The sequence below is a fragment of the Nonomuraea sp. NPDC050394 genome (genome assembly GCF_044459065.1).
Lineage (GTDB): Bacteria > Actinomycetota > Actinomycetes > Streptosporangiales > Streptosporangiaceae > Nonomuraea.
Window position 1 is genome coordinate 392,457 of sequence record NZ_JBITIO010000010.1, and the last position, 22,055, is coordinate 414,511.

Annotated in this window: 13 protein-coding genes; 4 read left to right on the forward strand and 9 right to left on the reverse strand. The window is 72.8% G+C overall.

Annotated elements, in window-relative coordinates; genetic code table 11:
• Nucleotides 1-27: 27 nt before the first annotated feature.
• From ACIBKY_RS35070 to ACIBKY_RS35080, 3 genes are read right to left on the reverse strand one after another with little or no spacing between them, the layout of a single operon-like run.
• Nucleotides 28-2,100: an iron ABC transporter permease gene (locus ACIBKY_RS35070; RefSeq protein ID WP_397103534.1), complete on the reverse strand. Its 2,073-nt coding sequence runs from the start codon at nucleotides 2,098-2,100 to the stop codon at nucleotides 28-30.
• Entirely contained in the window at nucleotides 2,097-3,089 is a 993-nt protein-coding gene (locus ACIBKY_RS35075; RefSeq protein WP_397103535.1) for an ABC transporter substrate-binding protein, read from the reverse strand. The genes ACIBKY_RS35070 and ACIBKY_RS35075 overlap by 4 nt, the downstream gene beginning before the upstream one ends.
• A 10-nt stretch (nucleotides 3,090-3,099) precedes the next feature.
• On the reverse strand, nucleotides 3,100-3,909 hold the full coding sequence (locus ACIBKY_RS35080; RefSeq protein WP_397103536.1) for an ABC transporter ATP-binding protein: 810 nt from the start codon (nucleotides 3,907-3,909) through the stop codon (nucleotides 3,100-3,102).
• 114 nt (nucleotides 3,910-4,023) lie between these two features.
• Between ACIBKY_RS35080 and ACIBKY_RS35085 the strand changes: the two genes are divergently transcribed.
• The 4 genes from ACIBKY_RS35085 to ACIBKY_RS35100 are packed head-to-tail and all read left to right on the forward strand — an operon-like array spanning nucleotide 4,024 to nucleotide 7,374.
• The gene (locus ACIBKY_RS35085; RefSeq protein ID WP_397103537.1) at nucleotides 4,024-4,719 is read left to right on the forward strand and encodes an SRPBCC domain-containing protein; all 696 of its coding nucleotides are present in this window, start codon (nucleotides 4,024-4,026) and stop codon (nucleotides 4,717-4,719) included.
• Nucleotides 4,719-5,054 (forward strand): YciI family protein, encoded by a 336-nt coding sequence (locus ACIBKY_RS35090; RefSeq protein WP_184960169.1) that lies wholly within the window; start codon nucleotides 4,719-4,721, stop codon nucleotides 5,052-5,054. Before ACIBKY_RS35085 ends, ACIBKY_RS35090 begins: the two co-directional genes overlap by 1 nt.
• 38 nt (nucleotides 5,055-5,092) lie before the next feature.
• Nucleotides 5,093-6,328, forward strand: a complete 1,236-nt coding sequence (locus tag ACIBKY_RS35095; protein WP_397103538.1) for an RNA polymerase sigma factor — start codon at nucleotides 5,093-5,095, stop codon at nucleotides 6,326-6,328.
• Nucleotides 6,313-7,374, forward strand: coding sequence for a hypothetical protein (locus tag ACIBKY_RS35100; protein ID WP_397103539.1), 1,062 nt, complete (start codon nucleotides 6,313-6,315; stop codon nucleotides 7,372-7,374). The genes ACIBKY_RS35095 and ACIBKY_RS35100 overlap by 16 nt, the downstream gene beginning before the upstream one ends.
• Nucleotides 7,375-7,657: 283 nt before the next feature.
• Here ACIBKY_RS35100 and ACIBKY_RS35105 read toward each other — a convergent pair whose 3' ends face one another.
• From ACIBKY_RS35105 to ACIBKY_RS35130, 6 genes are read right to left on the reverse strand one after another with little or no spacing between them, the layout of a single operon-like run.
• The gene (locus tag ACIBKY_RS35105; RefSeq protein WP_397103540.1) at nucleotides 7,658-9,496 is read right to left on the reverse strand and encodes an amino acid adenylation domain-containing protein; all 1,839 of its coding nucleotides are present in this window, start codon (nucleotides 9,494-9,496) and stop codon (nucleotides 7,658-7,660) included.
• Entirely contained in the window at nucleotides 9,493-10,383 is an 891-nt protein-coding gene (locus tag ACIBKY_RS35110; protein WP_397103541.1) for a TauD/TfdA family dioxygenase, read from the reverse strand. The genes ACIBKY_RS35105 and ACIBKY_RS35110 overlap by 4 nt, the downstream gene beginning before the upstream one ends.
• 2 nt (nucleotides 10,384-10,385) lie before the next feature.
• Complete coding sequence (locus ACIBKY_RS35115) at nucleotides 10,386-11,660, reverse strand: MFS transporter (protein ID WP_397103542.1); 1,275 nt, start codon at nucleotides 11,658-11,660, stop codon at nucleotides 10,386-10,388.
• Nucleotides 11,635-15,519 carry an amino acid adenylation domain-containing protein gene (locus ACIBKY_RS35120; protein ID WP_397103544.1) on the reverse strand — a complete coding sequence of 1,295 codons (3,885 nt, stop codon included), beginning with the start codon at nucleotides 15,517-15,519 and terminating at the stop codon, nucleotides 11,635-11,637. Before ACIBKY_RS35120 ends, ACIBKY_RS35115 begins: the two co-directional genes overlap by 26 nt.
• Nucleotides 15,516-21,860 (reverse strand): amino acid adenylation domain-containing protein, encoded by a 6,345-nt coding sequence (locus ACIBKY_RS35125; RefSeq protein WP_397103546.1) that lies wholly within the window; start codon nucleotides 21,858-21,860, stop codon nucleotides 15,516-15,518. The genes ACIBKY_RS35120 and ACIBKY_RS35125 overlap by 4 nt, the downstream gene beginning before the upstream one ends.
• Nucleotides 21,857-22,042: an MbtH family protein gene (locus ACIBKY_RS35130; protein ID WP_397103548.1), complete on the reverse strand. Its 186-nt coding sequence runs from the start codon at nucleotides 22,040-22,042 to the stop codon at nucleotides 21,857-21,859. Before ACIBKY_RS35130 ends, ACIBKY_RS35125 begins: the two co-directional genes overlap by 4 nt.
• Nucleotides 22,043-22,055 lie beyond the last annotated feature (13 nt).

A 22,055-nucleotide genomic window follows, 5' to 3' on the forward strand; every position in this document is an offset into this window, starting at 1 on the left:
GCCAAGCGGCCACGTGGCAAGAGGTCGTTAGCGGGCGCGTGAGCGCCACAGGAGCCAGACGAAGTACGGCGTGCCGATCAGCGCCGTCACCAGCCCGGCCGGAACCTGGGCGGGCGCGATGACCGTGCGGCCGAGGGTGTCGGCCAGGCTGACCAGGAGCGCGCCCAGCAACGCGGCCACCGGGAGCACGCGCGCGTGCTTGGCGCCGACCAGGGCCCGCGCGGCGTGCGGGGCGACCAGGCCGACGAATCCCACCACGCCGACGGCCGACACCGCCGTGGCGGTCAGCACGACGGAGGCGGCCAGGGCGGCCAGCCGTACCGGCTCAAGGGGGACGCCGAGCACGCGCGGCGTGTCCTCGTTGAGCGCGAGGAGGTCCAGGTCGCGGCGGAGCCAGGCGATCAGCGGGACGGACACCACCAGCGCCAGCGCGACCGGGATCAGCTGGATCGGCAGCCTGCCGTAGGTGGAGCCGGACAGCCAGGTCAGGGCCTTCGCGGTGTTCCAGGGGTCCGACTTGACGATGATCAGGACGGTCATCGCCGTGCAGGCCGCCTGGACGGCGACGCCGATGAGGACGAGCCGGTCGGAGTTCAGGCCGCCGCGCCAGGACAGCAGGTAGACCAGGCCGAACGCGACCAGCGCGCCCGCGCCCGCCGCACCGGTCATGGCCCAGATGCCCGCCATCGGTACCGTCGTCAGCAGGGCGATCGCGCCCACTCCCGCGCCCGTCGTCACGCCGAGCACGCCGGGCTCGGCGAGCGGGTTGCGGCAGACCGCCTGCACGGCGGTGCCGGCCACGGCGAGCGCGGCTCCGGCCAGCAACGCGGCGAGCACGCGCGGGTAGCGCTGGTCGAGGACGTAGGTGAGGGCCCGGCCGGTACGGCCCTGCAGCCAGTTGGCCACGTCCCCGGTGAGCAGCCACGTGTCGCCGCCCAGCATGCCGAGCACCGCGGCCCCGGTCAGGAGCGCGAGGCAGATCGCGACGACGATGAGGAAGGCGACGCGGGAACGGCCGGCGACCGTGCGTACGGCGGGCGGCTGCCGGGTGGGGCCGGCGTCGCGGTAGCGGCGGGCCAGCCAGATCATGACCACCGCGCCCAGCAGCGTCGTGACCACGCCGGGCGGCACGTCCACCCCGGCCTGCGCGCCGAGCAGGGCCCGCAGCAGGATGTCGGAGCCGAGCACGATGAGCGCACCGGTCAGCGCGGACAGCGGCAGCAACGAGCGGCTGCGGTGCAGGCCGGGGATCGACCTGGGCAGCAGCCTCACGATCACCGGCGCGCAGAGGCCGACGAAGCCGATGGGGCCGGCGATCGTCACGGCCGCCGCCGCCAGCACCACGGCCAGCAACGTCAGCACGAGGCGCAGCCTGCGCACGTTGACGCCGAGCACGGAGGCGGTGTCGTCGCCCAGGCCGAGGATGTCCAGCTTGGGACCGGCGGCCATGGCGGCCAGCAGGCAGGCCAGGATGACCGGGCCGAGCTGGGTGACGGCGTCCAGGTCGCTCTGGACCAGCGAGCCGCTGCCCCAGGCGTACAGGCCGGTCGTGCCCTCCTGGAAGAGGATCATGACGAGGTTGGTCAGCGAGCCGAGCGCCAGCGCGGTGGCTGAACCGGCAAGGATGAGCCGGGTGGTGCCGGTACGTCCGCCCGCCGACAACGCCAGCACCAGCGCCGCCGCGGCCAGCCCGCCGAAGAAGGCGAGGCCGCCGGAGAGCACGAGCGGCAGCGACAGGCCGAACGCGGCCGCCGTGGCGACGGTCAGGTAGGCGCCGTTGCTGACGGCGAGCGTGTCCGGCGAGGCCATCGGGTTGCGGGCGATCGACTGCAGCAGCGCTCCCGCCGCGCCGAGCGCGACGCCGACCGCGACTCCGGCAAGCAGCCGGGGCAGCCGGGAGGCCAGCAGTACCCTGACCGCCTCGTCGCTGCCGCCGAAGACGCCGGACAACACGTCCATGGCGCCCACCGAGGAGGTGCCCTGGGTGATGTGCACGGCCGAGACCAGGCCGAGCGCCGCCAGCGCGAGGAGGAAGACCCCCGCGGTCCCGACCCGCCGCAGCGGCGTGATCGGGACCTCGACGGACGTGAGCGTGCTCAAGCGGTGAGGGCCTTGACGAGCGCCTCCGCGTACTGCTTGCACGACGCCGGGCCACCGAAGGTCCAGATGCCGTCGGGCAGCTTGGTGACGCCCTGCTTCTTCACGAACGGCAGCGACTTCCAGATGGCGTTCGAGGCCAGGCCGTCGGCGAAGACGTCGACGCCGTCGGAGGCGCTGTAGAAGAAGCGGGTGTCGGCGTCCTTGAGCGCGGTCAGGCCCTCGACGTCGGTGTTGCCGAGGCCCCAGACCTTGTCGACCTTGCCGGTCCAGGCGTTCTTGAGCCCGAGACCCTCGGCCACGTCGGAGACCAGCGCGCCCTTGCCGAACAGGCGGACGGAGATCGTGCTGCCTTCCTTCCAGCCATCGGCCATGGCGAACGGCTTGCCCGCGACGCCGGCGGCGGCCAGCTTCTGCTTGCCGTCGGCCAGGGCGGCGTCGAAGTCCGACAGCGCCTTGTCCGCCTCCGCCGTCTTGCCGACCGCGGTGGCGAGCGTCTTGAACTCCTCGCGCATGCGCTGGAAGTTGCCCGTCGCGTCGCTGCCCTTGAAGACCAGCACGGGCGCGATCTTCTCCACCTGGGCCACCAGGCCCTCGTCGTCGGTTTCCATGACGACGAGGTCGGGCTGGAGGGCGGCGATGGAGTCGACGCTCGGCTCGGTGCGCATGCCGACGTCCTTGACCGACGCGTCGAGCGGGGCGGCGGTCACCCAGGTGGCGTAGCCCTTGACGTCGGCGGCGCCGACCGGCATCACGCCGAGGCTGGCCAGCATCTCGGTCTCGCCCCATTCGAGGCTGACGACCCTGCTTGCCGGGCGCTCAAGCGTGATCGGCTTGCCCCGCGCGTCGGTCACGGTGACCGGGGTGGCGGTGGCGGGAGCCGTACCCCCGGAGGTGGAGGAGGCGGCGGGGACGGGGGTCTCGGTGGTGCCGCAGGCGCTGAGAGCGGCGATCGCGGCCAGGGCCGCGAGGGCCGTGCGCAGGGGGAGCATGTCTTTCCTGTCAGGTCGCGACGGGCAGGTGCCGGCCGATCGGCCGGGTGCGCACCGTGCCCGTCTGGGGGTCGTGCGTGACGTCGATGCGGATGCCGTACGCGTCGGTGAGGAGCTCTTCGGTGAGCACCTCGGCGGGCGGGCCGTCGGCCCGTACCCGGCCGCCGTGCAGCAGCACGATGCGGTCGGCGATCTCGGCCGCCTGGTTGAGGTCGTGGAGCACGATGCCGATGGCGACGTCGTGCTCGTCGGCCAGGTCGCGGACGAGCTCCAGCAACTCGACCTGGTAGCGCAGGTCGAGGAACGTGGTGGGCTCGTCCAGCAGCAGGACGGCGGTGTCCTGCGCCAGGCAGGTGGCCAGCCACACGCGCTGGAGCTCACCGCCGGACAGCTCGTCCACCGGGCGGCCGGCCATCGCGGCGACGCCGGTGAGCGTCATCGCGCGGGCGACGGCGGCGGCGCCGTCGGGGTCTCCGGCCTTCCAGCGGCCCCGGTACGGGTGGCGGCCGTAGCCGACCACGTCGCTGACCTGCACCCCGCTCGGGGTGGGGCGGCTCTGCGCGAGCAGCGTGACGCGGCGGGCGAAGTCACGCGGCGACAGGTCCAGTGCGGACCCGCCGTCGCCGAACGTCACCGTGCCCGCTTCGGGACGGTGCAGCCTGGCCAGCGCGCGCAGAAGCGTGGACTTGCCGCTGCCGTTCGGGCCGACCAGAGCGGTCACCTGGCCGGGGCGGAGGTCGATACGGCCCTCTTCGACCACGCACGTACCGTGGTAGCTGAGGCGGAGATCGGCTCCGGCCAGCGAGATCTTCCCTGTCACGGGCATAAGGTTAGGCTACCCTTGCTTAAAGTCAATCCTTTGTGACCAGCTGTCGATTTCCGCTCGCCCCGGTTGTCGGATGGGTAAAGCACCTGACGACGAAGGAGACGGATCATGTCCAGAGCGATAGAGGTGCGCTGGCAGGGCGAGCTGGAGGGCTCGCCGGAGCAGGTCTGGGAGGCCATCACCGTCCGCGCGGACGGCTGGCTGTGGAAGATCGACTACGAGCCGCGTGTGGGCGGCAGTGAGACAGGACTCACAGCGGCGGGCGGCACCGTGACGGTCTGGGAGCCGCACCGCCACTTCACCACCCGCGGGCCCGACCTCGACGGTTTCAACCAGCTCGACTTCGTGCTGGAGCCGCGCGGCGAGAAGACCTTCCTCAGCTACACCCACAACGGCGTGCTGCCCGACGACGACTACGACGTCCAGGCCGACGCCTGCCGTCAGCACACCGCCTTCTACAACCACTCACTCGGCCAGTACGTACGCCACTTCGCCGGCCGCCGGTGCGAGTACGTCACCGCGGAGGCCGAGGTGCGCTTCGCCGCCGTCCGCGCCGCGCTCGGCCTGCCCGACGAGGTCAAAGCCGGTGACAGGGTACGGCTGACGCCCGCCGGCCTGACCCCGATCGACGGCGTCGTCGACTACGCCACGCCCGTCTTCCTCGGCGTCAGGAGCGGCGACGCGCTGTACCGTTTCTACGGCCGCGACGTGTGGGGCTGGCCGGTCGGCGTGGCCCACCACCTGTTCGCGGGCGGCGACTCCAGCGCGGACTGGAACGCCTGGCTGGCCAAGGAGGTGGCGTGATGCCCCAGTACGCGGTGCTCATCTTCGAGGCCGTACCACCGGAGAACCTCCCGCCCGAGGTCATGCAGGGCCACATGGACCTGCCCGGGAAGATCGCGGAGAAGGGCGGCAGGACCATCGCCGGGCTGGCGCTGGACCAGCCGGGCACCGCCACGGTCATCCGCGGCGGCCTGGTGACCGACGGGCCGTTCATCGAGACCAAGGAGGCGCTCGGCGGCGTCTTCGTCATCGAGGCGCGTGACCTCGACCACGCGCTGACGCTGGCCGCGATGACGCCGATCGTCGAGGGCTGCGTGGAGGTCAGGCCGCTGATCGGCTTCGAGGTGGTGAGCTGAGCGGATCCTCCTCCACGGCCCGTTCGGTCGAGCGGGCCGTGGAGGACGCGCACCGGGGCGAGTGGGCCTACGTGCTCGCCGCCACGGTGCGCGTCACCCGCGACCTCGACGCCGCCGAGGAGGCCGTGCAGGACGCCTACGTCCAGGCGCTGCGCACGTGGGTGAAGGACGGCGTGCCGGAACGGCCCGGCGCGTGGCTGACCACGGTCGCCCGTCGCACCGCGCTCAACGCCATGCGCCGAGAGCGCACCCTCGCCGCCAAGCTGCCGTTGCTGGTCGGCGTCGAGGAGGAGACGCCGGAGACGGGTGCCGTGCCCGACGACCGCCTCCGGCTCATCTTCACCTGCTGCCATCCCGCGCTGGCACCCGAGGCGCGGGTCGCGCTCACGCTGCGGCTGGTGTGCGGGGTGGCGACCCCGGACATCGCCGGGGCCTTCCTGGTCTCCGAACCGACGATGGCGGCCCGGATCACCAGAGCCAAGAAGAAGATCGCGGCGGCGCACATCCCTTACGCGGTGCCGTACGCGGAGGATCTGCCCGTGCGCGTCGACGCGGTGCTGACCGTGATCCACCTGCTGTACTCGACCGGCCACACCGCGCGCTCCGGCCGCGACCTGGTCCGCGACGAGCTCACCGGCCGCGCTCTCGACCTGGCGCGCATGCTGGTCCGGCTGCTGCCCGCCGACCGGGAGGCGACCGGGCTGCTGGCGCTCCTGCTGGTGCACCAGGCCAGGCGGGCCACCCGTACCGACGGGGCGGGACGGTTGCTGCGGCTGGAGGAGCAGGACCGCTCGTTGTGGGACCGCGAGCTGATCGCCGAGGCCGACCGGCTCATCGTCGGCGCGCTCACCGCGGGAGCGCCCGGCCGCTTCACGCTGCAGGCCGCGATCGCCGCGCTGCACGCCCAGGCGTCCAGCTACGACGAGACGGACTGGCCGCAGATCCTCATCCTGTACGGCGAGCTGCTGCGGATCTGGCCGTCACCCGTGGTCGCGCTCAACCGGGCGGTGGCGCTGGCCATGGTCGAGGGTCCGGCCGCCGCGCTGGAGGCGATCGAGGAGCTGGAGCGGGAGGGCCGCCTGGCCGGGTACCGTTACCTGCCGGCGGCCAAGGCCGACCTCCTGCACCGGCTGGGCCGCGAAGCCGAGGCGGTCGAGGCGTACCGGGCCGCGCTGGAGCTCAGCGACAACGCCGCCGAGCAGGAGTTCCTGCAAGAACGAGCCAGAACTGTCGGTGCCATGTGGCACGGTGTGGAACTGTGGCCCAACCCCTGAAAGAGCTCGTCAACGCCGCCTCCGTCGAGGTCCTCGCCGACGGTCTCGCCGCCTCGCTGCCCGGCTTCGCGCGCGAGCGCTTCGTCCACGAGGCCGTCTCCGGTCTCGGATCGCTGGAGCTCAAGGACCGCGTGCGGCACGTCGCGAGCACGCTCGGCTTGGTCGCCGGCCTGCCGTTCCCCTCCGTGGCCGCCGCCCTGCGGACCGGCGCGCCCAAGTTCGACATGTGGAGCGGCTGGCCGGCCACCGACTACGTCGCGCTCCACGGGCTCGGCCACCTCGACGTCGCGATGGAGACGCTGGCCGCGATCACGCCGCACGCCACCGCCGAGTTCGCCGTACGCCCCTTCCTGGAGCGTCACGGGCAGGCCGCCCTGGAGATCATGTACGGCTGGGCGGGCTCGGCCGACGAGCACCTGCGCCGCCTGGCCTCCGAGGGCACCCGGCCGAGACTGCCCTGGGCCACGCGGGTGAGCTGGCTGATGGAGCCGGGGCCGACGCTGCCGATCCTCAACCGGCTGCGCGACGACCCGAGCGAGTATGTGCGCCGGTCCGTGGCCAACCACGTCAACGACTTCACCAAGGGCCATCCGGAGACGGCGATCGCGTTGCTGGCCGGGTGGCGGGCCGAGGGCGGGTCGCATGTGGAGAAGGTGGTGCGGCATGCCGTACGGGGGTTGTTGCGTGAAGGGCATCCCGAGGCGCTGGGGCTGGTCGGGGCGCGGGCGGGCGGGGGCGCGGTGGAGTCGCTGACGCTGGCTGCCGGGCAGGTGGCGGTGGGGGAGAAGCTGCCGTTCACCGTGGTGGTCACGGCTTCGGAGCCCGGGCCCGTGGTGTTGCGGTACGCGGTGTGCCGTGAGGGGTCGCGGCGGGTGTTCCATCTGGGCGAGCGGGTGGCCGGGGTGGCGGGGGAGGCGTTCTCGGTGACCAAGTCCCACTCGTTCCGGCCGGTGACCACCCGCGTGGAGCCTCCGGGGCCGCGCACGCTGGAAATCATGGTCAACGGCGTGGTCAGAGCCAGCGCCGCCTTCCACCTGACCCCATAACCCCAGCCACCCAGCCCCATAACCCCAGCCACCCCGCCCCGGACCCAGCCATCCCGCCGAGACCCGACCCCGGCCACGCCCGGCTGAACCCCGGCAACGACTGGCCGGAGCCGTGCCACGACCGCCGGATCCCCGCCACGAGCGGCCGGAGCGGGAGTACCGCCCGAAACCCCCGGGACGGGCGCCGGGATCCAGGAGTACCACCGGGATCTCGGAGGCGTCGTGCGGGAGAAGGGCTGACCCGGGGGGTCGCGTGGGGGTGTGTGCGGGGAGGTGGCAAGGGTCAGGGTGGGGTGGTGCGGTCGCGGCGGGCCTGGCGGCGGCGGGTCATGCGGTCTGCCGGGTCCGTGGGGGACGGGGCGGGTTCCTGGCTCAGGTGGCGGGCCAGGGCGGCGACGGTGGGGTGGGTGTAGAGGGTGGTCAGGGGGAGGCGGCGGCCCAGGGCGGTTTCGAGGTGGAGCTGGACCTTGGCCATCAGGAGCGAGTGGCCGCCGGTGTCGAAGAAGTTCTGGTCCCTGGGCACCTGGGGGAGGTCCAGGGCAGCGCGCCAGGCGGCGGCGATCACTTCCTCCAGGCCGGTGAGGATGGACGCCTGGGTGACGGGCTGGTGTGTGGGGATGGACGCCTGGGTGGCGGGTTGGTGTGTGGGGAGGGCGGTGGTGATCGGCTGGTGTGTGGGGAGGGCGGTGGTGTCGACCTTGCCGGTCGGGGTCAGGGGGAAGGCGCTGAGCGCGGTGAACGAGGTCGGCAGCATGTACTCGGGCAGCACGTCGGACAGGGCGTCCCGGAGACCGGCGGCGGACTCGGCGATGACGTAGGCGTGGAGGTGTTCGTCACGGGCCACGACGGTCGCCTTCGACACGGTGGGGAGGACGGACAGGGCGGCCTCCACCTCGCCCAGTTCCACGCGATGGCCGCGGATCTTCACCTGGCGGTCCAGGCGGCCGAGGTAGGCGATCTGGCCGTCGGGCAGGAGGCGGCCCAGGTCGCCGGTCAGGTAGAAGCGGGTGCCGTCGGGGTCCGTGCCGAATCTGACGGCGTCCGCGGCGGGCGCGCACCAGTAGCCGGCCAGGTAGGGGCTTCTGATCACGATCTGCCCCTCGGGTCCGGCCGGCTCCAGGGTGACCCGGGTGCCGGGGAGGGGGCGGCCGATGGGGACGACTCCGGCCGGTACGAGGGCGGCGTCGGCCCGGGTGAGGTGGTTCTGGACGGCGAAGGAGATCTCGGTGGCGCCGTAGCCGTTGACGAAGAGGCAGGAGTCGCCGAAGTGGCGGCGGAAGCGTTCCAGGTCGGCGCCCACCACGGCCTCGCCGCCCAGCACGATGGCGCGCATCCGCGGCAGCCGTTCACCGTCCGCGAGCGCATCCACCAGGTAACGGAAAACCGTCGGCGTGGAGTGATAAATGGTGATCTCTCGGGCGGCCATGGCCAGCTCCGACAGGCCCGCCGTCCGCACGTCCACCGGCACCACGCACGCCCCGTTCAGCAGGGCGGAGAACGTGTCGGTCACCGCCATGTCGAAGCTGAACGACGACAGCACGCTCACCCGGTCGGCCGGCCCGATCCGCAGGTTGTTCGTGTGGGCGGCGACCTGGAACAACACCCCCCGATGCGTCTGCACGACCCCCTTCGGCTCCCCGGTCGAGCCCGAGGTGAACAGGATGTACGCCGCCGAGTCCGGATCCACGGGCACCCAGCCGGACGACTCCCCGGCCAGGGCGGTCACGTCCACCACGCGGCACCCCTCCAGCAGCTCACCCGCCAAGGCCAGGTGGCCGGGCGAGGTCAGCACCACGTCCGCGTCGGCCAGGGCGGCCATGCGGCGCAGCCGTACCGGCGGATAGCGCGGATCGAGCGGCACGTAGGCCGCGCCCGCGCCCAGCGTGCCGAGGATCGCGGCGATCGTCTGCGCGCCGTGGTCGAGCAGCAGCGCCACCCGCCGCGCACCGCGCACCGCGGCCGCCACCCGCCCGGCGCGGCGGGCGAGTTCGGCGTAGGTGAGGCCGTCGAGCGCGGGCCGTTCGGGGTGGGTACGGGCGGCGGCCAGGAAGCGGGCGGGGATCGACTCGGCCAGCCATCCGGCGCGGAACTCCCGGTGCTCCGGGACGACGAGCGTGCTCACGTCATCGCCACCAGGACCTTGCGCGTGCCGGTGAAGGCGTGCCGGCCGTGCAGGACCAGCATGTTGTCGATCACCAGGACGTCGCCCTCCCGCCACGGCTCGGCCCACTCCCCGGCGCGGGCGACCTCGCGCACGTGGTCGAGATCACCGGCGGGGATGGGGCTGCCGTCACCGTAGAGGGCGTGCAGGGGGAGTTCCTCCTCCGACTCGACCAGGCCGAGCAGTGCCTCGGCCTCGTCGGCGGGCAGGGAGGAGACGTGCCACTGCTCGGCCTGGTTGAACCAGACCTCCTCGCCGGTCAGCGGATGCTTCCTGGTGGCCGGCCGCGTCTGCCGTACGCGGAGATCGCCCTCGTCGCTCCAGGTGAACTGGGCGCCCGCCGCGCGCAGGACGGACTCGACCTCGGCGCGGTCGGCGGTCTCGTAGGTGTCCTGCCAGGACTTGCCCAGGCCGAAGCCGCCGTGGAGGTTCTGCAGGTAGGTGACGCCGCGGGTGGTGAAGCGTTCGCGCACCGCGGGGTCGAGCGCGGCCAGCAGGGCGCGGCCGTCCGAGACCGGGGTGGCGCCGCCGGTGTCGGCGGCGTCGAGACAGCAGAAGAACAGGCGCTCGGGCCACAGCGCCGCCTGCGACAGTTCGTTGTGCAGGGAGATGCGGTACTCGGCCGGGTACTCGGTGGAGGTCCAGACGCCCTCGTGTACGGCTTCGCGCGGCGAGTTGCCGTGCCGGTAGGTGGTGAACGGCTCGCCGAACTCGCGTACCACCTTGTGAAACTCCTCGGCGGATGAGATACCGAGTCCGCGCAGGAGCACGGCGCCGTGCTCGCGCAGGAGTCCGGCCGTCTTCACCGGGTCGGCGTGGTCGAGCGTGGCGACGGTGGTGGCGGGCATGGTCACTCCTGAGGGGTGGGCATCGCGCGGGTACGGGGCACGGGGGACAGGGCCAGGATGACCACGGGGACGAGCGCCCCGAGCGCGCAGATGATCAGCGTGGGCCGGACGCCGATCCCGGCGGCGAGCAGTCCGGCCAGCGCGGCGCCGACGGGGGCGAAGGCCAGCGCGACCGCGCGCTGCGAGGCCATCACGCGGCCCTGGAGCCGGTCGGGCGTGGCGCCCTGCCTGAGCACGGTGTGGTTGACGCCCGCGATCGGGCCGGTCACGCCGAGCAGGAACTGCGAGATGCCGATCATGGTCAGCGCGAGCCAGAACGGCCCGGTGGCCAGCGCGATGAGGATGAGCGAGCCGTTGCCGACCACGGTCGCCCAGAAGAAGCCGGGCCCCATGCCGATCCGCTTCATCACCGGAACGGCCAGCAGCGACCCGAGAATCGCCCCCGGAGCGCCGACCGCGAACATCACACCCACCCAGTACGGCTCCATCCCCAGGCTCTTGGTGATCCAGAACGGCAGCAGCACCTGGATGCCGGTGAAGAAGAACATGTAGAAGCCGCTGGCGATGACGCCGGGCCGTACCAGAGGCTGCCGCCAGACCCAGACCAGCCCCTCCTTGATCGAGGAGATCACGCCCGGCCTGCCCTCCGCGGGATCCTGCCGCGGCTCCTCCTTCTTGATCAGCGCGCACAGGACGGCGGAGGCGAAGAACGAGACCACGTCGATGACCAGGATCACCGCGGCGCTGACGGTGGTGACCAGCGCGGACCCGAGCGTGTTCCCGGCGATCTTGCCGACCGAGGTGCTGAGCTGCAGCTTGGCGTTGCCGTCACCGAGCTGCTCGCGCCCCACCAGGAACGGCAGGTGCGACATGTTGGCCACCTCGAAGAACACGTACATGGTGACCAGCACGAACGACACCAACCCCAGCCAGACCAGGTTGAGGGAGCCGGTCAGCCAGAGCACGGGGATGAGCATGAGCGCGAACCCGCGCACCACGTCCGTGACGATCATCGTGGGCCGCTTGCGGAAGCGGTCCGCCCAGAACCCGGCGAACAGGAACAGCAGCATGGGCACCCGCCCGATCGCGCCGAGGAAGCCGAGCTGCTCCTCGGTGGCGCTGAGCAGGACGATCGCGACGAGCGGGAAGGCCACCTCGGTGACGGCGTTGCCGAAGGCGGAGGCGGTGAACCCGCTCCACAACTTCAGGAAGTCCCTGTGCTTCCACAGACTGGGCGTCTCCGGCGGCGCATCACTGGCCGTCGTCTCCTGTGCCATGATCCATCCACCTCCTCCATTCGGTTGCGGTGCGGGCGACGTAGGGCGGGAAGAACGAGCTGAAGCGGGCGCCGGGCAGGTAGCCGACGTCGAGCCGGTCGCAGATCGCGCGCCAGCCGTAGTCCTCGTCGAGGGAGACGCCGTCCCCCTCGGGAATGAGCAGGACGGCGCGGCCGTCGTAGGGCTCGTGGGTGTAGTGGCCGACGGCGTGGGCGTTGGCGCGGAAGACGTCCAGGTAGCGCCGGATGTAGGCGAGGTCGTCGGGTCGCTGCCGGAGTGTGCCCTCGCTGGAGGCGGCGTTGATGACCGACAGCAGTTGCTCGGCCGGTTCCAGATGCCGGAACTCCTGGATGTCCACGGTGGTCAGCCCGCCGGCCAGCGCGTGCCCCATGAGCTCCAGGTCGTCCTCCAGCGACCTGCGTACGACCGGTTCGTCGGCCGAGGACCAGGCCAGGAAGACGGCAGGCACCTCCTCGCCGTCCGCGCGCAGCCGCCTGGCCACCTCAAGCGCGATGTTGCCGCCGATGCAGAACCCGCCGAGCGCGTAGGGGCCGTGCGGTCGCACCGAGCGGACGTAGGCGGCGTACGCCTCGGCCATCTCGGCGATCGTCGCGTGCGGCGTCTCACCCTCGGCCAGGCCGTGCGCGGGGATCGCGTAGACGGGCTGGTCCTCGCCGAGCGCGGTGGCGAGCGGCTGGTAGCGGAAGACCTCGCCGCCGAGCGCGTGGATGAGGAAGACGGGGGTACGGTCCCCGCCTTCGCGCAGCGGGACGATCCGCCCCTTGCCGACCGGCGTGTCCGCGTCGTGCCGCAGCGCGGCGGCGAGCTGGGCGACCGTGGGCGCGGGCAGGATCGTGGCGACGGGCACCTCCCGGCCGAGGTCCTGGCGCAGCCGCATGGCCAGGCGCAGCGCGAGCAGGGAGTGGCCGCCCAGGGCGAAGAAGTCGTCGCGGATCCCGACCTCCTCGACGCCGAGCACGTCGGCGAAGAGCTTGGCGAGGTGCTCCTCCAGTTCGTCGCGCGGCGCCTCGTACGGCGGGCGCGGCGCCGGAGCCGGATCGGGCAGCGCCTTGCGGTCGAGCTTGCCGTTGGCCGTGGTCGGCAGCCGTTCCAGCGACAGGAACGCCCCCGGCACCATGTGCTCGGGCAGCCGCGCCCGCAGGAACGCGGTGACGTCGGACAGCTCGGCCACGGCGCCGGGTTCGAGCACGACGTAGCAGGCCAGCCCGCCCTTGTACGGCACCACGACCGCGCTCCTGATGTGCGGGTGCAGGCTGATCGTGGCCTCGACCTCGCCGGGTTCGACCCGGATGCCGCGGATCTTGACCTGGTGGTCGATGCGGCCCAGGTACTCGATCTCGCCGTCGGGCAGCCATCGGGCCAGGTCGCCGGTGCGGTACATGCGCCCGCCGTCCGGGTGCGGGGTGAACTGCCGGGCGGTCAGCCCCGGCCGCCCCCTGTACCCGTCGGCGAGCCCGGCTCCGGCGATGCACAGCTCGCCGGGGGTGCCGATGGGGACGCGCCCGCCGTTCCGGTCGAGGATCTCGATGCTGATGCCGGTGATGGGTTTTCCGATGGGGGTACGGCTTTCGCCCGGCTCGCAGACGTGCCAGGTGACGTCGACGGCCGCTTCGGTCGGGCCGTAGAGGTTGTGCAGTTCTACGCCGGGGAAGGCGGTGTGGAAGCGTTCGGCCAGCGAGGTGGGCAGGGCCTCACCCGAGCAGATCACCCGCCGGAGCGACGGCAGGACCGGGGTCTCCTCGACCAGGGCCTCCAGCATGGACGGGACGAAGTGCAGGGTGGTCACGTCGTGTTCGCGGATGAGGCGGGTCAGGGCAGCCGTGTCGCGGTGGTCGTCGGGAGCCGCCACGATCGTCCCCGCCCCGGCGATGAGCGGCCAGAACAACTCCCAGACCGAGACGTCGAAGGTGAACGGCGTCTTGTGCAGGATCCGGTCGTCGGGGGTGAGCGGGAAGGCGTCCGACATCCAGATCAGGCGGTTCACGATGGCCGCGTGGGAGACGACCACGCCCTTGGGGTTGCCGGTGGAGCCCGACGTGTAGATCACATAGGCCGGAGCATGCGGCGAAATATCCGGCACCAGACCGCCTGCCTCCGGCACGTAGCCGCCCGCCTCCGGTGCCGGGTCGCCCGGTTCTGAGGTTGTGGGGGAGAGGGTCGTGTGGCCGGGGAAGCGGTCCGGCTGTTCGGTGACGATCACCTGGACGCTGGCGTCGCTGGTCAGGAAGGCCAGCCGTTCATCCGGATGGGACGGCTCCAGCGGCAGGTACGCGCCTCCGGCGGTCACCACCGCGTGCACCGCCACCACCAGGTCCACGCTCCGTGGCAGGCACACCCCCACCACCGACCCGACCCCGACTCCGGCGGCCCGGAGTGCCTGCGCCAACCCTCGGACCCGTCGTGAAAAATCGGTGTAAGTCAGGGTTTCGCCGGAAGGCGCCACCACCGCCACCGCCTCCGGCGTCCGCTCCGCCTGCACCGCCAGCAGCTCGGGCAGGGTGCCCGAGACGCCCGGCCCGGTGGCGTTCCACCCGGCGATCACCGCCGCGTCCGCCGCCACGTACCCGCCGCTCTCCCGCGGATCGATGGCCAGGTCGGCGGCGACGTCGGCGAAGGCCCGCCGGTAGTACGCGGCCGCCCGCTCGATCTGGCCGATGGCGAACTGCGTGCGGTCGTACTTCAACGTCAGCCCGAGCCGCCGCGTCCGCGGCGACCAGGTGAAGTTGGCGGCGTAGGCCAGGTTCGTCTGCTCGAAGAACTCGGTCTCCGACACGGTCAGGCCGTCCCCGCCGAGCTCACGGTAGGCCTTGAAGTCCCGGTAGTCGAAGAGCGCGTCGAAGGCCGGCGCCCGTCCGGTCAGCCGCTGGATCTCGAAGAGCGGGTAGTGGCGGTGGGGGTGGAGCGCGATCTCGGTCTCGAAGACGCCTCTGATCAGCGCCTCCCAGGTGGGCACGTCGGTGCGTACCCGCAGCGGAACCGTGTTGAGGAACAGCCCGAGCACCTCGCCCGCGGCCTCGTGCTCGGGCCGCCCGTGGGTGACCACGCCGGTCACAGCCTCGCCCTCGCCGGTGAGCAGGGCGAGAACCCGCAGGTGGCAGGCGAGCAGCACCGTGCGCAGCGGCACCCGCAGCCGCGTGGCCGCCTCCTCCAGGCCCGCGACCACGGGCTCGTCCATGGCGACCGCATGGGACACGGCCTGCTCGGTGTCACCGGCCCGGTAGCCGGGCAGCCTCGGAAGGGCGCCGCCGGGGGCCTCGTCGAGCAGGTCCCGCCAGAACCCGGCGGTCTTCTCGTCGGCGATCGCCGCCTTCTCCGTGGCCACGAAGTCGCGGAAGCTCGGCTCCAGCGGCTCCACCGGTAGCGGGGTTCCCGCCAGGTGCGCGGAGTAGCGGCGCAGCAGGTCACCGGTGAGCGTGGAGACGCTCCAGCCGTCCAGGATCGCGTGGTGGAAGCTGAGCCCGAGCCCGAACTCCGCCTCGCCCCTGACCTCCACCGCCACCCGGAACAGCGGCGCGCTCCCGTAGTCGAACGCCCGGCCGCGCTCCGCCTCGCCCCAGGCCCCGATCGGCTCGGCGACCTCGGCCAGCGGCGGCTCGACCTCGTCCCACACCAGCTGGAGCGGTTCCTCGAAGCCGGTGAGGTCGAACGACGTGCGCAGCACCGCGTGCCGCGCCATGACCTCCCGCAGCGCCGCACGCAGCGCCGCGGCGTCGTAGCGTCCGTGCAGCACGAGCGTGAACACGTCGTGGTACGTCGGCGACCCCTCCTGGTAGGAGCTGTGAAACAACATGCCCGCCTGCAGCGCGGTGAGCGGGTAGGCGTCCTGCAGCGCCGTCATGGTCGCCCTCCTTGGAAGCGTTGCTTGATGCGGTCCAGGTCACCGGCGCCGAGCAGGCCGAACGCGGCGCGGGTGGCGCTCTCGGCGGCCGGGCCGCGCTCCAGCGTGGTGGCCAGTTCGCGCTCCAGTACAGTGGCCAGTTCACGCACGGTCTGGTGCGTGAACAGCCGCTCCAGGGCCAGCCGGTAACCGCGGCCCCGCAGTCTGGCCACGACCTTGAGCGACTGGATGGAGTCGCCGCCCAGGGCGAAGAAGTTGTCGTGCGCGCCGACGTCCTCGACGCCGAGCACCCGCGCCCACACCTGGGCGACCGCCTCCTCCTCGGGCCCGGCGGGCGGCTCGTGGACGGGTGCGGCGGCCGGACGGGGTTCGGGCAGCGCGCGCCGGTCGAGCTTGCCGTTCGGGGTGAGCGGCAGTTCCTCCAGCACCGCGTACTGGGCCGGAACGAGATGCTCGGGCAGCCGGACGCGCAGGTGGGCGGTGAGCGCGGGCAGGTCGATCTCGGTCTCGGCGACCAGATAGCCGACCAGCGCGCCGTGCCGGGCGAGCACCACCGCGGACCTGACCGAGGGGTGCGCGGTGAGCGCCGCCTCGACCTCGCCGGGTTCGACCCGGATGCCGCGGATCTTGACCTGGTGGTCGATGCGGCCCAGGTACTCGATCTCGCCGTCGGGCAGCCATCGGGCCAGGTCGCCGGTGCGGTAGAGGCGGCCGTGCGGCGACGGCGTGAACTGCCGCGCGGTCAGCCCCGGCCGCCCCAGATACCCGTGGGCCAGGCCGATGCCACCGATGCACAGCTCGCCGGGCGCGCCGATCGGGACCCGCCCGCCGTTCCCGTCGAGGATCTCGACGCGGATGCCGGTGATGGGTCTTCCGATGGGGGTACGGCTTTCGCCCGGCTCGCAGGCGTGCCAGGTGACGTCGACGGCCGCTTCGGTCGGGCCGTACAGGTTGTGCAGCTCGCTGTCCGGCAGGGCGGCGTGGAAGCGTTCGGCCAGCGAGGTGGGCAGGGCCTCACCCGAGCAGATCACCCGCCGGAGAGAGGGCAGCGCGGGCCGTTCCTCCAGCAGGGCGTCCAGCAGCGAGGGCACGAAGTGGACCGTGGTCACCCGGTGCTCGCCGATCAGCCGGACCAGCTCGGCGGTGTCCCGGTGCGCCTCGGGCCCGGCGACGACCATGCCCGCCCCGGCGATGAGCGGCCAGAACAACTCCCAGACCGAGACGTCGAAGGTGAACGGCGTCTTGTGCAGGATCCGGTCGCCGGGGGTGAGCGGGAAGGCCTCGGACATCCATCGCAGCCGGTTGGAGATGGCCGCATGCGAGATCACGACCCCCTTGGGGTTGCCGGTGGAGCCCGAGGTGTAGATCACGTAGGCCGGAGCATGCGGCGAAATTTCCGGCATCGGGCCGTCCGCGTCCGGTGCAGGGCCGTCCGCGTCCGGTGCAGGGCTGTCTGTGTCCGGTGCAGGGCTGTCTGTGTCCGGTGCCGGGTCGCTCGCGTCCGGTGCCGGGTCGCCCGGTTCTGAGGTTGTGGGGGAGAGGGTCGTGTGGCCGGGGAAGCGGTCCGTCTGTTCGGTGACGATGACTTCCACGCCGGCGTCGTGGGTCAGGAAGGCCAGCCGTTCATCCGGATGGGACGGCTCCAGCGGCAGGTACGCGCCTCCGGCGGTCACCACCGCGTGCACCGCCACCACCAGGTCCACGCTCCGTGGCAGGCACACCCCCACCACCGACCCGACCCCGGCCCCGGCGGCCCGGAGTGCCTGCGCCAACCCCCGGACCCGTCCTGAAAAATCGGCGTAAGTCAGGGCGTCGCCGGAAGGCGCCACCACCGCCACCGCCTCCGGCGTCCGCTCCGCCTGCGCCGCCAGCAGCTCGGGCAGTGACGGCGACGACGCGAACGAGCCGGTGTCGTTCCACTCCTCGATCAGCGCGTTCTCGGCAGGGGTGAGCAGCGGCAGCGAGGAGACCGGCCGGTCCGGGTCGGCCACCGCCGCGGTCAGCAGCGCGAGGAAGCGGGCGGCCAGCCGTTCGACCGTGCCCGCGTCGAACAGGTCGGTGCGGTACTCCAGGATGCCGTGCAGCCCGTCCGGCTCCCGCCGCAGATAGAGCGTCAGGTCGAACTTGGCGTGCGCGGTCCCCGACGGCAGCCACTCGAACCGCAGCCCGCCAGCCGACACCGGCGGCCGCCCGGCGTCCTCCAGGCTGAGCATCACCTGCACCAGCGGCGTGCCGCCCAGGTCACGCCGCGGCTGCAAGTCCTCGATCAGCACCTCGAACGGCACCTCGTCGTTGGCGAAGGCCTCCAGAGACGTCGTCCTGACCTGCTTGAGCAGCTCGCGGAAGGTCGGATCCGCCGACAGGTCCGCCCGGACGGCCAGCGTGTTCAGGAAGAAGCCGAGCAGCGGCTCCACCTCCGGCCTGGGCCGGTTCGCGGCGGGCGTGCCGATCAGGATGTCGTCCTGGCCGGAGTGGCGGGCCAGCAGGACCGAGAAGGCCGCGAGCAGCGTCATGAACAGCGACGCGTTCTCCTCGGCGCCCAGCCCGCGCAGCCGCTCGGCCAGCGGCGCCGGAACGCTGATCGGCACGTTCGCCCCCGCGTAGCTCCGCCTGGCCGGCCGGGGCCGGTCGGCGGGCAGTTCCAGCCGCTCGGGCCGTCCGGCCAGCCGCTCCCGCCAGTACGCCAGCTGCGTCTCCCGCAACGGCCCTTCGACCCGGGCCCGCTGCCAGGCGGCGTAGTCGGCGTACTGCACCGGAAGCTCCGGCAGGCCGGGCCGCCGGTCCTCGGCCAGGGCCGCGTAGATCTCGGCCAGCTCGCGCTGGAACAGCACCGCCGACCAGGCGTCGTTGACCACGTGGTGCAGCGTGACGAGCAGGACGTGGTCGTCGGCCGCCATGCGGACCAGGTGGGCGCGCAACGGCGGCTCGGTGGTCAGGTCGAAGCGCCGTGACGCCTCCTCCTCCAGCAGCCGCAGTGCCTGCGCCGGTCCGCCGCCGGGCAGCTCGGTGACGGTGAAGGGCACCTCGGGCTCGTCCTCGACCCGCACGATCAGGTCGTCGTCGCGTTCTTCCAGCCGCGAGCGCAGCACCTCGTGGCGGTCGGCGACGCCCAGCAGGGCGCGCGCCAGCCGTACCGGATCGAGGTCGCCGCGCACGCGCAGGCAGACGTGCGTGTTGTAGACGGCGGCGGCCGGTTCGAGCTGGTCGAGGAACCACAGGCGGCGCTGGCCGTAGGAGGCGGGCAGGCCGGTGCCGCGCGGGACCGGCACGACCGGAGGCAGCCGCTCGCCCCGCTTGCTCAGGGCCGTGTCGACCTTCGCGGCGAGCCCGGCGACGGTCGGGTTCTCGAACAGGGCGCGCAGCGGGGGCGCGGCGCCGAAGGCGGTCCTGACCCGGCTCATCAGCTTGATCGCGAGCAGGGAGTGTCCGCCGAGCTCCAGGAAGCTGTCGTCCCTGCCGACCGGGCCGCAGTCGAGCAGTTGCCGGAACAGCGCGGCGACCAGTTCCTCGGTCGCGCCGGACGGCGGCGCGCCCGCGCTCGCGGCGGCGGCGACCGGCGCGGGCAGGCGGGAGCGGTCGAGCTTGCCGTGCGCGGCCAGCGGCAGCCCGTCCATGGACACGAAGTGCGCGGGCACCATGTAGTCGGGCAGCCGCTCGGCCAGGTGTGCCCGCAGCGCGGCGGCCTCGACCGCGCCGACCACGTACGCGGTCAGCTCGCCGTCGCGGGCCAGGACGGCGCACTCGCGCACGGCCGGGTACGCGGCGATCGCCGCCTGCACCTCACCGGGCTCCACCCGGAACCCGCGGATCTTGACCTGGTCGTCGGCCCGGCCCAGGAACTCCACGGAGCCGTCGGGCAGCCGCCTGGCCCGGTCGCCGGTCCGGTAGAGCCGGGCGCCCGGCACACCGGAGAACGGATCGGGCACGAAGACCGCCGCCGTCGCGGCCGGACGGCCGAGATAGCCGCGGCTCACGCTCACACCGCCCACGCACAGCTCACCGGGCACCCCGTCGGGTACGGGCAGCAGGCCGGCGTCGAGGATATAGGCGGTGGCGTGGGGCAGCGCGTGGCCGACCGGGGTGGTGGTTCCGGCGCCGTGCGGCGTCTGGTCACCGGCCAGGGCGAGCACGCCCACGGTCGTCTCGGTGGGGCCGTAGTGGTTGACGACCGACCGTTCGGGACCGGCCGCGGCGCGCAGCTCGCGTACCCACTCCCAGCGTGAGGCCTCGCCGCCGAGGACGAGCGTGCGGCGGGGGAGCAGCGCGGCCGGGTCGGGCAGCCCGCTCTGCAGCGCGGCCAGGTGCGACGGCGTGACCTTGTAGATGTCGACGGCCTCGCGGCGCAGGTGCTCGGCGACCCAGTAGGCGTCGGTGGCCAGCTCGCGCGGCACCAGGTGGAGCGTGCCGCCGGTCAGCAGCGCGCCGAAGAAGACGGTGATGGCGAAGTCGTAGGTGAGCGGCTGCAGCATCGACAGGCGGCGGCCGGGCGCGAGGCCGAGCAGGTCCGTGACTCCGGAGACGTAGGCGGTCAGCTCGCCGTCGGCGACGCCCACGCCCTTCGGCCGCCCGGTCGAGCCGGAGGTGTAGATCACGTACGCGAGCTGTGCCGGATGCCGGGGGATCGCGGGCGCCGGCTCCTCCGGCGCGCGGGCCGCGTCGATGACCGGCAGCCCCGTCCCGGGCAGCCCACCGGCCAGTGCCCGGCTGGTGACCACCGCCGTCGCCCCGGAGTCGGCCAGCTGGTAGCGCACCCGCTCCACCGGATGCCGCGCGTCCAGCGGCAGGAACGCCGCCCCCGCCTTCAGCACGCCCAGCACCGCGACGGCCAGCTCCACGTCGTTGCCGAGCAGGACCGCGATCGGCGTGTCCGGCCGCGCGTGCGGGGCTAGGAGCGCGGCCAGCCGTCCCGAACGCCGGTCCAGCTCGCCGTAGGTCAGCGCGCCGCCGTCCGCGTCGGCGACCGCCACCGCGCCGGGACGCTCGCGCACGAGCGCGGCGAACACCTCCGTGAGGCTCCTGCGCTCCGGCATCTCCCCGGTACGGCCCCGCGGCTCCTCCCCGGCCAGCAGGATCGGCAGCCGCCCCACCGGAGTGGCCGGATCGGCGAGCACGCCGCCGAGCAGCAGCCGGTACCGGGCGGCGAAGTCCTCGGCCCACTCCGCGTCGAACAGGGCCTTGGCGTACTCCATCCGCCCGCTGATCCGGTCGCCTTCCTCGACGAGGTCGATCAGCAGGTCCACCTTGGCGGTGCCGTTGCGCAGCTGGATGTTCTCGGCCAGCGGCAGCAGGTTGAAGACGATCTGGTGCAGCGGCTCGCCGTCGGCGCCCTCGGTGCGTACCTCCTCGACCAGGCGCTCGTAGGGCACCTCCTGGTTGTCCAGCGCGTCGAGCAGGTTCGCCCGCACCTGGGCGAGCAGTTCGGTGAACGGCATCTCGCGGCGGCAGTCGCCGCGCACCACAACGGTGTTGACCATGATGCCGATCAGCCCGGCGGTCTCGGGCCGGTCCCGGCCGGAGACCGGCGTGCCCACGAGCACGTCCTCGCGGCCGGTCAGCCGCCCGACCAGCGCATGCAGGGCGGCCAGCAGCACGGCGAACGGCGTCGCGCCCCGGGCCGCCGCCAGCTCGCGCACCCGCCGCGTGAGTTCGGGCGGCAGGTCGAAGCCGACGTCACCGCCCGCGTGCCGGGAGATCTCCGGGTCGGGGGCGCGCGGCGAGAGCTCCAGCGGGGGCGGCGGCTCGGCCAGCTGCTTCTTCCAGTAGGCGAGCTGGTCGGCCAGTTCGCCGTTGTCCCACCGGCCACGTTGCCAGGCGGCGAAGTCGCCGTACTGGATGGGCAGCTCGGGCAGGGTCCTGCCGTCGTAGAGGGCGGCCAGGTCGGTGATGAAGATCTCCACCGAGGTGCCGTCGAAGATGATGTGGTGGAAGAGGAAGAACCCCTGCCACTCGTCCTCGCTCAGCCGGAAGAGCTTGGTCTGCCACAGCGGCGCCCGGTCCAGCGGGATGGGGCGGGCGGCGTCGGCGGCGTGGATCTCCGACAGCCGCGCCGCCTGTTCGCGCTCGTCCAGCCCGCGCAGGTCGGTCCGCTCGACCTCCACGTGGAGTTCGGGCAGCACGATCTGCGCCAGCTCGCCGTCGCGCAGTTCCAGCCCGGTGCGCAGCGTCTCGTGCCGCTTCACCAGCTCCCGCAGCGCCGCCTCGAACCGGTCCGGGTCCAGGCCGCGCCGCAGCAGCTTGACGAACGCGATGTTGTACGCCGTCAGACCGGGCTCCATCTGGTCCACGAACCAGAGGCGCTCCTGCCCGAACGAGGCGGGGAGCACGTAGCCTTCCATGCTCATCCGCCCATGGCCGTACGCAGGCTGAGCGGCCGCATGTCCGTCCAGACCTGGTCGATGTGGTCGAGGCACTCTTGCCGCGAGCCGGCGAAGCCGGACTCCCGCCAGCCTGCGGGCGCCGGGCGGCCGGCGGCCCAGACGGAGTACTGCTCCTCGTCGTTGATCACTACCTTGAAGTCCGGCATCGCGAGCTCCTTT